Annotated in this window: 15 protein-coding genes; 5 read left to right on the top strand and 10 right to left on the bottom strand. The window is 59.5% G+C overall.

Annotation, left to right across the window (positions count from 1 at the left end):
* Positions 1–82: 82 nt before the first annotated feature.
* Positions 83–1,153, top strand: coding sequence for a DNA integrity scanning diadenylate cyclase DisA (gene disA / locus ACX80D_RS00310; RefSeq protein WP_459320543.1), 1,071 nt, complete (start codon positions 83–85; stop codon positions 1,151–1,153).
* 22 nt (positions 1,154–1,175) lie between these two features.
* Here disA and ACX80D_RS00305 read toward each other — a convergent pair whose 3' ends face one another.
* On the bottom strand, positions 1,176–1,871 hold the full coding sequence (locus tag ACX80D_RS00305) for a hypothetical protein (RefSeq protein ID WP_459320542.1): 696 nt from the start codon (positions 1,869–1,871) through the stop codon (positions 1,176–1,178).
* A 233-nt stretch (positions 1,872–2,104) separates the two neighbouring features.
* On the opposite strand from ACX80D_RS00305, the gene ACX80D_RS00300 reads away from it, so the two are divergent.
* A complete protein-coding gene (locus ACX80D_RS00300) occupies positions 2,105–3,052 on the top strand; it encodes an HhH-GPD family protein (RefSeq protein WP_459320541.1) in 948 nt (315 codons plus the stop codon).
* A 173-nt stretch (positions 3,053–3,225) separates the two neighbouring features.
* On the opposite strand, the gene dhaM is transcribed toward ACX80D_RS00300, so the two are convergent.
* The 9 genes from dhaM to ACX80D_RS00255 all read right to left on the bottom strand — a co-directional run bounded on the left by dhaM (position 3,226) and on the right by ACX80D_RS00255 (position 12,442).
* Positions 3,226–3,909: a dihydroxyacetone kinase phosphoryl donor subunit DhaM gene (dhaM, locus tag ACX80D_RS00295; RefSeq protein ID WP_459320540.1), complete on the bottom strand. Its 684-nt coding sequence runs from the start codon at positions 3,907–3,909 to the stop codon at positions 3,226–3,228.
* A complete protein-coding gene (gene dhaL, locus ACX80D_RS00290; protein WP_459320539.1) occupies positions 3,906–4,550 on the bottom strand; it encodes a dihydroxyacetone kinase subunit DhaL in 645 nt (214 codons plus the stop codon). The genes dhaM and dhaL overlap by 4 nt, the downstream gene beginning before the upstream one ends.
* A complete protein-coding gene (gene dhaK / locus ACX80D_RS00285; RefSeq protein ID WP_459320537.1) occupies positions 4,551–5,552 on the bottom strand; it encodes a dihydroxyacetone kinase subunit DhaK in 1,002 nt (333 codons plus the stop codon).
* A 108-nt stretch (positions 5,553–5,660) separates the two neighbouring features.
* Positions 5,661–6,179, bottom strand: a complete 519-nt coding sequence (locus ACX80D_RS00280) for an amino-acid N-acetyltransferase (protein WP_459320536.1) — start codon at positions 6,177–6,179, stop codon at positions 5,661–5,663.
* Between the two features lie 244 nt (positions 6,180–6,423).
* Positions 6,424–8,916 carry an ATP-dependent Clp protease ATP-binding subunit gene (locus ACX80D_RS00275; RefSeq protein ID WP_459320535.1) on the bottom strand — a complete coding sequence of 831 codons (2,493 nt, stop codon included), beginning with the start codon at positions 8,914–8,916 and terminating at the stop codon, positions 6,424–6,426.
* A 194-nt stretch (positions 8,917–9,110) separates the two neighbouring features.
* On the bottom strand, positions 9,111–9,443 hold the full coding sequence (locus tag ACX80D_RS00270; RefSeq protein ID WP_459320534.1) for a histone-like nucleoid-structuring protein Lsr2: 333 nt from the start codon (positions 9,441–9,443) through the stop codon (positions 9,111–9,113).
* Between the two features lie 96 nt (positions 9,444–9,539).
* Positions 9,540–9,692, bottom strand: coding sequence for a hypothetical protein (locus ACX80D_RS00265; RefSeq protein ID WP_459320533.1), 153 nt, complete (start codon positions 9,690–9,692; stop codon positions 9,540–9,542).
* 8 nt (positions 9,693–9,700) lie between these two features.
* On the bottom strand, positions 9,701–11,155 hold the full coding sequence (gene lysS, locus ACX80D_RS00260; RefSeq protein WP_459320884.1) for a lysine--tRNA ligase: 1,455 nt from the start codon (positions 11,153–11,155) through the stop codon (positions 9,701–9,703).
* A 246-nt stretch (positions 11,156–11,401) separates the two neighbouring features.
* Positions 11,402–12,442, bottom strand: a complete 1,041-nt coding sequence (locus ACX80D_RS00255; RefSeq protein ID WP_459320532.1) for a LacI family DNA-binding transcriptional regulator — start codon at positions 12,440–12,442, stop codon at positions 11,402–11,404.
* A 169-nt stretch (positions 12,443–12,611) separates the two neighbouring features.
* Here ACX80D_RS00255 and uriH point away from each other — a divergent pair, with 169 nt between their 5' ends.
* Genes uriH through ACX80D_RS00240 form a run of 3 tightly spaced genes read left to right on the top strand, consistent with a single transcriptional unit; the run spans position 12,612 to position 15,960 of the window.
* Positions 12,612–13,583, top strand: coding sequence for a uridine-preferring nucleoside hydrolase UriH (gene uriH, locus ACX80D_RS00250; RefSeq protein ID WP_459320531.1), 972 nt, complete (start codon positions 12,612–12,614; stop codon positions 13,581–13,583).
* Positions 13,584–13,639: 56 nt separating this feature from the next.
* Positions 13,640–15,010, top strand: coding sequence for a uridine transporter UriT (uriT, locus tag ACX80D_RS00245; RefSeq protein ID WP_459320883.1), 1,371 nt, complete (start codon positions 13,640–13,642; stop codon positions 15,008–15,010).
* The gene (locus tag ACX80D_RS00240) at positions 15,007–15,960 is read left to right on the top strand and encodes a ribokinase (protein WP_459320530.1); all 954 of its coding nucleotides are present in this window, start codon (positions 15,007–15,009) and stop codon (positions 15,958–15,960) included. Before uriT ends, ACX80D_RS00240 begins: the two co-directional genes overlap by 4 nt.
* Positions 15,961–16,031 lie beyond the last annotated feature (71 nt).

Below are 16,031 nucleotides of genomic sequence, written 5' to 3'. Positions count from 1 at the left end.
GAGCCAGAAAGGTGTATAAGGCCACGTACTATAGGGACAGTGACTTGTGCGGATTCCCGCGCTTGAAAAGAAGGAACCGCCCATGATTCGCAGCCCCGAAGAGGCCTTGAAAGCCACGCTTGCCCGTGTCGCGCCAGGAACTCCGCTGCGTGATGGTTTGGAACGCATTCTTCGAGGTCGCACGGGAGCGCTCATTGTGCTCGGAAATGATAGAACCATTGAGAGCCTGTGCTCCGGCGGTTTTGAGATTGGTATTGATTTTGCCCCCACGAGTCTTCGTGAGCTGGCCAAAATGGACGGTGCCATAGTCTGCGACAAGGACGTCACCAAGATCATCCGGGCAGCCGTTCAACTGGTTCCAGACCCCAGCATTGAAACCCAAGAGTCCGGAACCCGGCACCGCACAGCTGAACGAGTCGCCATTCAAACAGGTGTCCCGGTAGTTTCTGTCAGCCAATCAATGCAGATCATTGCCCTCTACGTTGACGGCCTGCGCTACGTGCTGGAAGGCTCAGAAAAGGTTCTGGCCCGCGCCAACCAAGCCTTGGCCACTTTGGAGCGTTACCGGGCCCGGCTGGATCAGGTGACCAGTTCATTGTCGGCACTTGAAATCGAGGCCATGGTCACGGTCCGCGACGTGGCTGTCACATTGCAGCGTCACGAGATGGTCCGCCGTATTTCCGAAGAAATCGCCCAGTACGTTCTGGAACTCGGTGTTGACGGACGATTGCTGTCCCTCCAGCTGGAAGAGCTTTCCACCACGCGCGGCTCCGGCGCCGACATGGTGATCCGCGATTACACCGACCCCGAAACAACAGATGTTGATGCAGCTGTCGCTGCCCTGCAGGAGATCGATCAGGCTGATCTCATTGACCTGAGCTTGATTGCTGGCGTGGTTGGCCTGATCACTGGCCATGATTCTATCGATGCCATCATTCAGCCGCGCGGCTACCGCCTAGTCTCGGGTCTCAAAGCCGTCCCGGGCGCCATCGCCGGACGCCTCGTTGACCACTTTGGCGGCCTGCAGAACTTGATGGCGGCCACAATTGACGAGCTCATGATGGTCGATGGCATTGGAGAACTTCGGGCCCGCAATGTGCGCGAAGGCCTCTCCCGCATCGCCGAAGCCAGCCTCTTGGACCGTTTCCTCTAACAGCCACCGGCCGCCAGTTCAGCTACTGCAAAGTGAACGTGACCTTCTGGCTTGACCATTTCCCTAACGTCGCCACGAGGGCGTAAGTGGCCCCGCCCCGCCCTGGCTCGGAAACCACCTTGGCGCACTCCGGTGCAGTGCGGTTTAGGTTCCACACCATATTGGCTTTCTCCGATGCGCCCGGGGCCAGATTTTTGACCAAATCTGTGGCTTCTGTTTGGCAAAATTTGGAGTTGAAAATAATGTCGTCACCGCTGGTGATCACGAATTCCATTTGGCTCGTGCCCACGTTAATATCACAATGGGCCTTCCCAGAATTAGTCACCTGCAAGGTCAAAACAGGCTTCTCTTCGCCGGCGTAGCTTGGCTTATCCGCACTTGCGCTGACCTTGATCCCGGCCTCGTCGCACACGGCCGACGGCGGTGTGCCCAGCTTGGCCGGCGGCTTGGCTTGCCCGGTACTGCCACCCCCCGCCACACCGCTCTGGGCGTCATCTTGGGCGTTGGCACCAAACAATCCCGCGACAAAGAATCCGCCAACTACTAAAGCGGCAATGACTAGCAGTGCCATCACACCCGCTACGATGCGACGGCGTCGGTACACCTTGGCGGAAACTTTGGGCCTAGACGGTGCTTCGGCAGTTGATTTTCCAGCAGGCCTACCCGCGGGCGCAGCAGAAGTTCCCTTGCCTCGTCCGGATTTGCCTGTTGTACCCATGTACTCAAGCCTAGCGAAGCAAGGGGCATGCCCGGACCAACCACGCCGCCAAGCCGCTACGATCCACAGCTTCCAGACGCAATCAACTGGAGCCCGTCGCCTGCGGTCGGTGGTGAAAGTTTTGTGGCTGATAGCATCACAAGGTACTCAATCTATTGACTCGCCTACGGGCTGAAGATCCACCTGGCAGAACTGCTCATGCCATTGCCGCAGGTGTCGTTGCAAGGAAACCCATGACCACCGCTTTTTCACCCAAGGTCTCGCCAGCCGCCCTGCACGAGATCATCAACACCTGGTTCCAGCGTGAGGCCCGGGACTTGCCGTGGCGCCGCAACTGTTCTGCGTGGGGAATCCTGGTCAGCGAGATCATGCTGCAGCAAACGCCGGTGGTTAGGGTGCAGCCAGTGTGGAAGCAATGGCTGGCACGCTGGCCAACCCCTACTGACTTCGCCGCAGCACCGGCCGCGGATGTACTGCGCGCTTGGGGCAAACTGGGCTACCCACGACGGGCGCTGCGCTTGCACGCTGCAGCGGCGGAAATTGTTGATAAGCACGACGGCGCCGTCCCCGACACCTACCCAGAACTTCTCGCGCTTCCCGGCGTGGGGACGTACACGGCTGCTGCGGTTGCCGCCTTCGCCTTTGGCCGACGCACCACAGTGGTGGACACCAATATCCGCCGCGTTCACGCCCGGCTCGTTATCGGTCAGGCTCTGCCGGCACCAGCTCTGACTGCAGCCGAGACATCTCTAGCCACGGATCTGTTGCCCGATGACGATGCCGAGTCGGTCCTCTGGAACGCTGCGGTCATGGAGTTGGGCGCTGTTATTTGCACGGCCCGCAGCCCCAAATGCGAGCAGTGCCCGGTATTGGAGCAGTGCGCGTGGATTGCCGCCGGCCAGCCCGAGCCCACTTACATCCCCAAGGGACAGCCTTGGGCGGGCACGGACAGACAGGTGCGCGGGGCGGTTATGGCAGTGTTGCGGGCAGCCAGTTCACCCATCCACGCCGATCTCTTGTGGGACTCGGAGGCCGCCAAACTCCACGCCGAGGTGGCTCCTGAATTGGGCAAATTGCACAAGTTGAACACCCACGCACCCCAGCTAGAGCGCGCCCTCGCGGGGCTAGTGGTAGACGGCCTAGCCCAACTATCCGAAGCCGGCTATCACCTACCGAACTGAGCGCGAAGGCCGAAGTAAAGTACCGGGACGGCGCACGAGGCCAGGCGCACGGGAGAGGCAGGAGACCGTTCCCGGAGCGGGGATGGATTTCTAAGGTCGCCCAGCGACCGAGGAAATCTTACTGCCCGCGAGGGAACTGTCCCCTGCCGAGACCGCCGCGACCTCCGCGAAATTCAGATCTCGCCGAATCCGGCTTCCACTTGGCTGCGTACCAGATCCACAGCCCGCTGCGCGTCGGGACCCGTTGCTGAAACGTTCAGTTCAGTCCCCTGCCCCGCGCCGAGTGTCATCAGCATCATGACCGATTGCCCGTCAACGCCATTGATCTCAATCTCCACATCCATGGCGCCCAGCTCACCAGCCAAGGTGGCCGCCGGGCGGGCGTGCAGCCCCATCGGATTGATGAGAGTGAGCCACGCCGTGGCGGCAGGCTCGGCCCCAACATCTTGGCTCACAACTTCTTGGGGCTCGGCCCTCGGGGCCGGAGCAAGCGCAGTCTCAGCAGCCTTGCGTATAGCTTCTGCAGAAGCGCCCGATTGGGCCGAAACCGCTGCCGCAATGGCACCCTCAACCAGGGGCGCATCTGCCAGCAACACTGTTTGTGGACTTCCCAAGAATTCCAGAGCAGACTCAGCCGTCATGACAGCCGAGCCAAGATCACTGAGAACCACGGCACCGGCTCCGGTATCAGCCAGCCCAATCGCGGTCATGACCTTTTCCAGCGAAGTCCCAATGCCGCCGTCGTCCATTCCTCCGGCGGCAACTAGGGTCACATCTGGGGCCATCTGGGCCGCCAGCTCAACCACTCCAGCCGCCAGCTTTTCGCTGTGCGAGACGATTACCAGCCCCACTCTCATGCTGTCTCCTCGGCAGCCTGAACGGCAGCACGCAAAATGAGTGCCGATGAGGCAGCTCCAGGATCGCGATGCCCAATGGCACGCTCCCCCAAATAGCTAGCCCGCCCCTTGCGAGCAATCAACGGATCCGTGGAAACCGCCCCCGCTTCAGCGGCTGCCGCTGCGGCTTCCAGAACCGCCAACGGGTCCGCACCGGAAGCTACGGCGGCGGCGGCCGCGTCGACGGCAGGAGTCCACGCGTCGATCATGGTTTTCTCACCCACCGCGGCCTTACCTCGGGCAACCACGCCGTCCCGAGCTGCTGCCAGAGCCTGTGCAAGGGTGTTCGCATCCAGCTCGGCGGCATCACCAACAGCCGTTCCAGCACGCAAGAACGCCGTGCCGTACAACGGCCCAGCAGCTCCACCTACCTTTGACATCAACGTCATGGCCGCCAGTTTAAAGGCCGCACCAGGAGTGGCTGGCGACTCGGCGTCGAGCTTTTCAAGAATGGCACTGAAACCACGGTCCATATTCTCGCCGTGATCACCGTCGCCAATGGCCCGGTCAAGTTCAATCAGGGCCATCCGGTTCTCCGCGATCACCGCGGCGGAGAGGCGCAACCAGCGCTGTGCCCAGGCAGCATCAAGAATTTGGCTCATTTACATCCCCCATCGCAGCGCCGGCGTGTTCACCGGGGCGTCCCATAACTCGGTCATTTCATCATCCAAACGCAGCACCGAGATGGAGCAGCCCTGCATCTCCAATGCCGTGATGTAGTTGCCCACCAATGAACGCTCCACCACCAAGCCGGCCTCTTCAAGAACCTTGGCTGCATGCCGGTAAACAATGTAGAGCTCGCTGGTGGGGGTGCCACCCATTCCGTTGACGAATAGGAGCACCTTCTCTCCAGCGCTGGGCTTGAGGTCCGCAAGGATCGGTTCCAGCAGGTGATCGGTGATGGCGTCTGCGTTTTCCATGGGGATCCGGCGCCGGCCGGGCTCCCCATGGATGCCAATGCCAATCTCAATCTCGTCATCGGCAAGTTCAAAACTGGGAACGCCCGCATGCGGGACCGTGCATGCGGACAGAGCCACGCCCATGCTGCGCACGTTGTCGTTGACTCGCTGTCCAATGGCGGTAACGGCGTCGAGGTCATCTCCACGCTCGGCAGCAGCACCGGCAATCTTCTCTACCAAAACAGTTCCGGCCACGCCGCGGCGCCCAGCCGTGTACAGCGAATCTTCCACCGCAACGTCGTCGTTCACTAGGATGGTGCGAACCTGGACGCCCTCAGCCTCAGCCATCTCTGCTGCCGTCTCAAAGTTCAGCACGTCACCGGTGTAATTCTTCACAATATGAACCACGCCAGCGCCTGTGTTGGCGGCGATGGTGGCCGGGATAATCGCATCAGGTGTGGGCGAGGTGAACATGGCGCCAGGGACTGCGGCATCAAGCATTCCGAAACCTACGTACCCTGCGTGCAGCGGCTCATGCCCACTGCCACCGCCGGATACCAGACCGACTTTCCCTGCCCTGGGCGCATTTTTACGCGTAATAAACAAAGGATCGGGGTGGACGGTTACATGGTCGGCGTGCGCCAGACCAAACCCTTCCACCGATTCAATAAGTACAGCTTTGGGATCATTGATGAGCTTTTTCATGTCGAAACTCTCCGAATCACAGCGATTGGCGGCGGACCGGCCTCACTGCCGCCCACTGTGAACCCTACCCGGGGGAAACGGCAGATGGTAGGGACACTCCGCCTGAAGTCAGAGCTGGCAGATCATTCTGGTGTTGCCCAATGTATTGGGTTTGACGCGTGCCAAGTCCAAGAATTCTGCAATGCCTTCATCGGCGGAACGCAGCAGTTCCGAATAGACCTCAGGGTCAATGGGGCTCTGATTGGCCATGACAGTGAATCCGTTGCGGATGAAGAAGTCCACTTCAAAGGTCAGGCAAAAGACGCGGTTGACGCCAAGGGCCCTGCCATTGTCCAGCAGTTTTTCCACGATGGCCCGGCCAACTCCTTTACCGCGCCAGGAATCTGCTGTAGCAAGGGTGCGGATTTCGGCCAAGTCTTCCCACATGACGTGGAGGGCACCGCAGCCAACCGTCTCACCGTCCACCTCGGCGATCCAAAATTCCTGGATAGCCTCAAAGTAGGTCACCGACTCTTTGGAAATCAAAATTCGTCGCTCGGCCAAGGGCGCGACGAGGCGCTTGATCGCATGGACATCTTCGGTGCGGGCAGGGCGAAGGACAACGGGGGCAGAAATTTGTGAACTCACCGTTTTAGTCTATGACTCTTGAGCCCTCGCCTCCGTGCCGCCGCACGAGAAAGCGGAGATTGCCTACGAGGTACGGCAGAACTTACAACCGCCGTCGACGCGCCGCCCCGCGGGGACAACCCGCCATTCGAACGGTCCACACGCGAAAGCGGCACCCTCCCCACAAAGGGAGGATGCCGCCGTCGTGCTTCACTGCCGTCCTATCCGCCCAGCGCGAACTGGGACATTCGGCAGCCTCTTACATCTAAGCTGAGGCCGTGATGGCTTCGGGAATGGTCGGCTTGGCTGTGCCCACAAAAGTGAACTTTGCCGTATCGCCCTCGCCTTCAACGTCAACGCTGATGATGTCGCCATCCTTGAGCTCACCGAACAGGATCTTCTCGGAGAGGTGATCCTCAATCTCGCGCTGGATGGTGCGGCGCAACGGCCGGGCACCCATCGCGGGATCGTAGCCCTTAGTGGCCAACAGGACCTTGGCGGCGGGCGTGAGCTCAATGCCCATGCCCTTATCCGCCAAGCGAGTCTCCAGACGTGCAACCATCAGGTCCACGATCTCGATGATCTCATCCTGAGTCAGCTGCGGGAAGACCACAACGTCATCGACACGGTTCAAGAACTCGGGACGGAAGTGCTGCTTGAGCTCCTCCGAGACGCGTGCCTTCATCCGGTTGTAGCCGGTCTGCGTATCCGAACCGGACTGGAAACCAGTGGCGATCGACTTGGAAATATCGCGCGTTCCCAAGTTGGTGGTCATGATGATGATGGTGTTCTTGAAGTCCACTACACGGCCCTGGCTGTCGGTCAGGCGACCGTCTTCCAGAATCTGCAGCAGCGAGTTGAACAGATCGGCGTGAGCCTTCTCCACCTCATCGAAGAGCACGACGGAGAACGGACGGCGGCGGACCTTCTCGGTCAGCTGGCCACCTTCTTCGTAGCCAACGTAGCCCGGAGGCGCACCGAAGAGACGCGAAACCGTGTGCTTTTCGGAGTACTCGGACATGTCCAAGGTAATGAGGGCGTCTTCGTCGCCGAAGAGGAACTCAGCCAAGGCCTTGGCCAGCTCGGTCTTACCAACACCGGTGGGACCGGCGAAGATGAACGATCCACCTGGGCGCTTGGGATCCTTCAAACCTGAACGCGTTCGGCGAATAGCCTGCGAAATGGACTTGATGGCCTCATTCTGACCCACCACACGCTTGTGCAGTTCATCTTCCATCTTGAGCAGACGCGTAGACTCGGCCTCGGTCAGCTTGAAGACCGGAATACCGGTGGAGTTCGCTAGAACTTCGGCGATGAGTTCCTCGTCAACCTCGGAGATCTCATCGAGGCCACCGGACTTCCACTGGCGTTCCTTCTCGGCACGGGCGGTGATGAGCTTCTGCTCGTCATCGCGCAACGACGCAGCACCTTCAAAGTCCTGGGCGTCAATGGCGTCTTCCTTGCGCTTCTTGACGGCAGCAATTTCACCATCCATCGCCTTGAGCTCCGGAGGAGCGGTCATGCGACGGATGCGCAGACGCGCACCGGCCTCATCGATCAAGTCAATGGCCTTATCCGGCAGGAAGCGGTCACTGATGTATCGGTCAGCCAAAGTGGCAGCCGCCGTCAGGGCGCCGTCGGTGATCGAGACGCGGTGGTGTGCCTCGTAGCGATCACGCAGGCCCTTGAGGATCTCAATGGTCAGCGGAACCGTGGGTTCCATAACCTGGATGGGCTGGAAGCGGCGCTCAAGCGCAGCATCCTTCTCAATGTGCTTGCGGTACTCATCCAAGGTGGTGGCACCGATGGTCTGCAGCTCGCCACGAGCCAACATGGGCTTGAGGATCGAGGCAGCATCGATGGCGCCTTCGGCGGCACCGGCACCCACAAGGGTGTGGATTTCATCGATGAACAGGATGATGTCACCGCGGGTGCGGATTTCCTTGAGGACCTTCTTGAGTCGCTCTTCGAAGTCACCGCGGTAGCGTGAACCAGCCACCAGTGAACCCAAGTCAAGGGTGTAGAGCTGCTTGTCCTTGATGGTCTCTGGCACGTCGCCGCGCACAATGGCCTGAGCCAAACCTTCAACAACGGCAGTCTTACCAACGCCGGGCTCACCAATCAGCACGGGGTTGTTCTTGGTGCGGCGCGAGAGGATCTGCATGACGCGTTCCATCTCATGCTCGCGCCCAATGACCGGGTCAAGCTTGTTTTCACGCGCTGCCTGAGTCAGGTTCCGGCCAAACTGGTCCAGTACAACTGAGCCTGCGGGGGTACCTTCGGGCTGCTGGCCGCCGCCACTTGCGGCAGGTTCCTTGCCCTGGTAGCCGGAAAGCAACTGGTTGACCTGCTGGCGCACACGGCCCAGATCGGCACCGAGCTTCACCAGCACCTGGGCGGCAACGCCTTCACCTTCACGGATCAACCCGAGCAGAATGTGCTCGGTGCCAATGTAGTTATGGCCCAGCTGTAGCGCCTCACGCAGCGAAAGCTCTAGAACTTTCTTGGCGCGCGGGGTGAACGGGATGTGCCCGCTAGGTGCTTGCTGGCCCTGACCAATGATTTCCTGAACCTGTTCACGGACACCGTCCAGCGAAATGTTCAAAGACTCTAAGGCCTTAGCGGCAACACCCTCACCCTCATGGATGAGACCGAGCAGAATATGCTCGGTGCCAATGTAATTGTGGTTGAGCATGCGGGCCTCTTCTTGGGCCAGCACAACAACACGTCGGGCTCGATCAGTAAATCGCTCAAACATTTCGCCACACTCCTTTTACTGCGTACTTTGATGCTACGCAGTACCCGGGCACTATGGGGGCGTGTTCGCCACAGGGGAAATAGCAAATTGCTTCCTGCCCATGCGTTGTGGCTTTTAAAGTACGACGGCGGCACCACCTTGGTGAGGTGATGCCGCCGTTGCACTGCCCTGTTCCAGGGCGAAAATATCTGTTGCTAGTTACCCTGAGCTGCGTAGTAGGCATCGCGGATCTCGGCCTGGATACGGCCTCGCTCCTGCACCGTGTAGCCATTTTCCCGGGCCCATGCGCGGATCGCTGCTACATCGCTGCCAGCCTTGGGTGCTGCGGGACCGCGGCCCCGCACAGCACGGCCACCAACGCGACGGCCGGAAGCAATATACGAGGCCAATGACTCGCGCAATGCTGCCGCGTTCTCCGCTGATAGATCAATTTCATAATTGATGCCATCAAGCCCGAAGGTGACGTTCTCGTCGGCCGCGCTCTGGTCAATATCGTCCACAAGGGTGATGTGAATTTTCTGTGCCATAGGGATTGCTCGCCTCACATAGTGTAAATGAATACTTCACAAACAATTATGGTTGGAAAACTCTTTCACGTCAAAGACCTATTACTGCACGAGGCACTAAACGCCGTGTTCACCTTTGGAATCTACTTCACTTTCAGCTTGCGCCAACGCATCACGTTCCGCACGATCAGCATTGAATATCGCCTTCATGGCAAAGTAGAAAATGGCACCAACGCCTAGGGAAGGCACAATAACTGCAACATATTCCATATTACTTACTACTCCTGCTCTGGCTTCATCAAGGGGAAGAGAATAGCTTCACGAATACCAACGCCGGTGAATAACATCACCAAACGGTCTACCCCCAGCCCCAGCCCACCCATGGGCGGTGCGCCATATTCCAAGGCCCTCAGGAAGTCCTCATCCAATTGCATAGCTTCAGGATCCCCAGCCGCTGCTGCAAGAGACTGCTTGGTGAGGCGGTCCCTTTGAATAACCGGATCAACCAGCTCGGAGAATGCGGTACCAGTCTCTGTACCGCCAATAATCAAATCCCACGCCTCAATGAGGTTTGGCTTGTCACGGTGCGGGCGGGCCAACGGCTGCGCCGACGGCGGATAATCACAAACGAAGGTGGGCTGAATTAGTGTAGGTTCAACAATTTCACCAAAGAGTTCGGTGACTAGTTTCTCAGCGTCCCAGGCCGAATCAATCTTGATGTCACGCTCTTGCGCAATGGCGCGCAATTCATCAGCAGTTGTCTCGGGAGTAATTTCCTTGCCAACAGCATTGGAAAGACCTTCGTATACGGGCAACCAAGGCCATTCGCCATCGAGGTTAATTTGACCTTGATCAGTTTCAATGATTCGCGAGCCAACAGCATCTGCTGCGGCAAGAATAATACGTTGCATGGTTTTAGCCATGGTGAATTGATCGCCATATGCTTCATAGGCTTCCAGCATGGTGAATTCCGGGCTATGCGTTGAATCAACGCCTTCGTTACGGAAGATTCGCCCAACTTCGAAGACCTTGTCCATGCCGCCAACAACTGCACGCTTCAAGAACAGCTCTATGGCGATCCGCAAAGTCATGGGCTGGTCAAAAGCGTTGAGGTGCGTATGGAACGGTCGGGCCGAGGCGCCGCCGTGGATGAGCTGCAAAATGGGGGTTTCCAGCTCGATGTACTCTTCGCCGTGGAGCGTGTCACGGATTGCTTTAACAATGGAGGAACGCTTCTTGACCTGCTCGCGAGCAGTGTCACGGACAATGAGGTCCACGTAGCGCTGGCGGACGCGCATTTCCTCGGAGAGTTCTGCGTGCAAGACGGGCATCGGACGCAGCGCCTTGGAGGCCATAGCCCACTCGGCAGCCATGATGGAGAGCTCGCCGGTGCGGGAGCTGATGATCTCTCCCTTGATAAAGACGTGGTCGCCAAGGTCAACCAGTGACTTCCAGTTGGCCAGAGCCTCTTCGCCCACATTGGCGAAGGAGAGCATGATCTGCAGGCGCACGCCTGAGCCTGATTGCAGTGTGGCGAAGCACAGCTTGCCCTTGTTGCGCACGTACACGACGCGGCCACTAACGCCAGCGATCTCACCCGTGGCAGTATCGGCTTCCAGCTCCGGGTACTTGGCCCGAATTTCTTCTAGGGTGTGGGTTCGCGCCACCCCAACCGGGTAGGCCTGTTCGCCTCGCTCAAGCAATTTGGCACGTTTGTCCATACGGACAAGCATTTGCTCGGAAACGTCACTGGGTTCAGGGGAAAGGGTATTTTCTGCGCTCACGAGTTAATAGCTTAGTTGGTGATTCTGGGTATATGCTCCGTGCCCGCTTCAAGCCCTGAATCCGGCGGCTCATACACTGGCCTAGCACTTGGCAGCAAAGCGAGCTTTAACGCTGAAATTCGGGATTGAACTTTGCTTACTAACTAGATTTGTTCTCAGCTCTCTAGCTCTCTAGCTCTCTAGCTAGGTCACTCCCTAGATCCCTGCGACGGTGGATCCGCGAACCACCAGAGTAGCTTCCAGCACCACGGGTGTGACCATCACGTTTTCCCCGTGCATGACTTTCAGCAGTTGGCTGCCTGCCAACCTGCCCATTTCCATGGCTGGCAGGTGCACCGAAGTCAGTCCCGGACTTGATGAATTGGAGTAGGGCAGGTCATCGAAGCCTGTGACTGCTAGGCGTTGCGGCACAGGCACACCCACCACGCGAGCTTCCTGCAGGACACCGTAAGCCTGAGTATCGGTGGCGCAGACGATGGCGGTCACTCCGGCCGATGACCATTGCGGCCAAGCATGGTCGAAGGCCAGCGCCGCTGCTCCAACATCGATTGTGGTTCGTGCAGTCGAGATCACTTCACAGCCCAGCCGCCCGGCTTCTTCGCTGAAGGCCTCTCGGCGCACGCGGAACGTTTCGGTGCCGGTAGTGCTATCAAAGTAGGCAACTTTTTGGTGCCCCTGAGCCGCCAAGTGCTGGGCCAGCAGCCGGGCCCCGCTCGCCACGTCGAAGTTTACTGCTGGCACATCATTGCTAATGCCGGCCGCATCCAACAACACCATGGGTTCGGTGGCCTGCAGTTCTGCAAGGAACTGTGAACTGGGCGCATCAATGAGCAATCCGGCCGGACGCAGGGCAAGCAGGCGGCGTACATCCGCCGGATCCGGTGTTTGTCCGGCATCAGTCACTGACAGCAGGAGCGCATATTGCTGACCGATGACTTCTCTCAGGCCGGCAATGACCTTGGCATAAAACGGATTTGAAACATCCGGAGCAACCAAAATAACAATGCTGCTGTGCCCCTTAGCCAGGGAGCTTCCCAAGGAATCCACCACATACCCGAGCTCCTGCACCGCCTGCTCGACCCTGGCAATATTCTCCTGGGAGACTCGCCCAGCGGTCTTGCCATTGGTCACCAGCGAAACTGTTGCTGCCGACACGCCAGCCCTAGCGGCAACCATGGCCGCGGTGATGCGGCGCTTGCCGGTATTGCGGGCGGAGGGCGATGGTGGCGGCTGCATGAATCGATCGTACCGGCGCTGAGGACGATCACCGCAACCACAATGGATCAAGCGCTTAACGCGCTTCACGTTAAGCGCTTGACGTTAACTTCGTGAGGTGCCACACTTGGTTACCGAGCATCACCGGGAAACTCCGGAGCCGCCCCAACGACGTGGAGAAGAAATTATTATGGAACAGCAAAATGCCGCCGCCCAGCCCCGCAAGATCATTCTTGACTGCGACCCCGGACATGACGACGCGGTGGCCTTGCTCTTGGCCCACGGCAACCCCAACATCGAACTCCTTGCTGTGACCACCGTGGTAGGTAACCAAACACTTGAAAAAGTTACCCGCAACGCCCTCAGTGTGGGGACCATTGCCGGTATCACCGGCGTCCCCTTTGCCGCAGGCTGCGACCGCCCCTTGGTGCGTGACATCGTGACGGCACCTGACATCCACGGTGAATCAGGCATGGATGGCCCAGAACAGCCTGAGTCCACGATCGAGCTTGACCCGCGCCACGCCGTCGACCTCATCATTGAAATCATCATGGCGCACGAGCCGGGCACCGTGACCCTGGTCCCCACTGCCGGGCTGACAAACATCGCCATGGCCGCGCGCAAGGAACCGCGCATCGTTGAGCGCGTGAAGGAAGTCGTCCTCATGGGCGGCGGCTATCACGTGGGCAACTGGAGCCCGGTGGCCGAATTCAACATCAAGATTGACCCCGAAGCCGCCCACATTGTGTTCAACGCTGGCTGGGACGTTGTCATGGTTGGACTGGATCTCACCCATCAGGCCCTGGCCACACCCGAAGTAGTTGCAGCCATTGAAGCCGTCGGCACCAAGCCTGCCAAGTTCGTCATGGAGCTGATGGAATTCTTCACCCAGACCTACAAAGATGCTCAGGGCTTTGACTACCCGCCGGTCCATGACCCGTGCGCCGTCGCTTATGTCATTGACCCCACCGTCATGACCACCCAGAAGGTTCCCGTAGACATTGAACTCACGGGCACACTGACGCTGGGCATGACCGTGGCGGATTTCCGTGCCCCGGCGCCTGCCGATTGCAAGACTTCCGTTGCCGTGACCCTTGACCATGCCAAATTCTGGAACATGGTCACCGACGCACTCCTCCGCATTGGTGAGGTCGACGCGTGAGCTTCACAACCGCAAAGCCCGGGACGCTGAGCAAACCCGGTAATATCACCGCTCTCATGGTGGCGCTGCTGACGGCCTGTGTTGCTTTCCAGCTGAACGCCTCCATGCTCAGCCCCGCACTGGTCACCATGGGCGAGGAACTCAACGCCAGCCAAGCTTCCATTGGCCTGTCGCAGACCTGGTTCTTCACCGCCGCAGCAGTCTTCTCGCTGTTCTTGCCCCGACTGAGCGACATCATCGGCCGCAAGAAGGTGCTGATCGGCATGATGGTGCTGATGGGCATCGGCTCCATCATCTCCGCCTTGGCCCCGGACATCACATGGCTCTTTATAGGACGCATCATCCAGGGCGTCAGCGGCCCCACGGTTCCGTTGTGCCTGATCATGCTCCGCTCTGCTGTCAAGGACCCCAAGAAGTACGGGGCGCTGATGGGCCTGATCACCGCCGTCAATGGTGGCATAGCCGGGATTGATTCCTTTGTGGGCGGCTACTTTGCCGAGCACTTTGGCTTCCGCAGCATCTTCTGGCTCATGGTGGTCATCGCCGCCATCGCCACCGTGCTGATTGTTTTACTCGCCGGGGAATCCAAACCCGGTGAAGGCACCAAGATGGACTGGTTGGGCGTGTTCTTCATCGTCATTGCCGTGGGCGCCCTGCTCACAGCCCTGAATGAAGCCACCAAACTGGTGGGTGGCATCACCACCGGACCGTTGGTACTCTCACTGGCTTTGGCGCTGCTCGCCGTGCTCGCCTTCATGGCCTTCTGGCGCGTGGAGAAGGTCTCCACACATCCCATGGTGGAAATTGTGCACCTGCGCCAGCGCTCCACGTGGGCTCCGTTGCTGACCACCACCTTGACCATGACGGGCATCTTCGCCGTCATCAACGGCATAGTTCCAGCTTTTGTGCAGGCCGCAGAGCCCGGTTTTGGTATTGGCGCCACGGAGATGAGCTTGCTGATCCTGACACCTTACGCACTTCTAGGTTGGGTGGTTGGCCCCTTCACAGGTCGCCTGGCACCGGTCATTGGTTACACCATGATGTTGCGTGTGGGTCTGCTGGGCAGCATGGCCGCGCTGGCCATCATCGGCTTCCTTGGACTCCACAGCCTGGGCTGGATGATCACCGGCACCGTGTTGTTGGGCATCATGTACGCCGGTACTGTCAATATCATGCTCAACGGTCTTGGAGTGGTCTTGTCTCCGGCAGGAAACCCCGGATTCTTGCCCGGTATGAACGCTGGCGCCTTCAACCTCGGCGCCGGTCTCAGCTTCCTGGTTCTGCCAGCCATCTTGGTTGCCACGGCTCCTCTGGGCGGTAACGGCTCCTACCTGACCGTTGTCATCGTAGCCTTGGCCCTCACCGGAGCAGCCTTCGCGGCCTCGCTGCTGGTGCCCAAACCTATTGACGCGGAGGTGGCACCATGAGTGTCAAAATAGTTGTTGCCGGTTCCCTCAATGCTGATCTGACCATCTACTGCGACAGGTTGCCCAACCCCGGCGAAACGCTGCACGGCAATGGCTTCGCCGTAAATCCGGGCGGCAAAAGCGCCAATCAGGCTGTGGCCGCGGCCCGGCTGGGCGGAACGGTAACCTTGCTCGGCGCAGTGGGCGAGGATGCCAACGGCGATATGCTGCTGACTTCCGCGGCCGGTTCGGGCGTCAATACCGAACACGTCCGGCGCGTCACCGAGCCCACCGGCGTCGCCGTCATCTCGGTCGACGCCAAGGGCGAGAACACCATCATCATTTCCGCAGGCGCCAACGCTACCCTGCTGCCCACCCACATGGACCCGGCAGTGTTTGCCGACGCCGCCGTGGTGTGCCTGTGCTTGGAGGTTGCCCCGGAGACGGTGTTGGCCGCTGCTACTGCCGGGCACGACGCCGGAGCAACAGTCCTGTTGAACCTCTCGCCGTACGCTCCCATCACCGAAGAGTTGGCGCAGTTGGTTGATGTGCTGCTGGTCAATGTCCACGAGGCCTCGGAATTCCTTGATGGTTTTGCCATGCCGGCATCCGATGCCCCGGCGGAAGCCTGGCACGGCGCCGTTGCACGTTTTGCTGCGCGCGGACTGTCCAAAGTGCTGGTGACACTTGGTGCGGCTGGCTCAGTGGTTCTGGATTCCACCAACTCTTCAGCTGCCTCGCCTGCCGTACTGATTGCACCGACAAAGGTGGACGCCGTGGACACCACGGGTGCCGGCGATGCGTTCACGGGCGCTGTCGCAGCCCGTTTGGCTGCGGGCGACTCTCTAGTTGACGCTGCCCGGCAGGCCTCCGTGGCGGCCGCGCTGGCAACCACAAAGCGTGGCACTCAGGCCGCCTACCCTCATTTGGAGGAGCTGACGGCGCTGATTTCTGCCGCACAATCGGACTAAGCCATCTGAACCGTCTAGCCCTGCTACACGACTTTGCTTCTGCGTCCCATGACGAAAGAACCACGCGCAGC

It is taken from the genome of Arthrobacter sp. Sr24, from assembly GCF_054511175.1.
This window is presented reverse-complemented; position numbering and strand designations above follow the sequence as displayed.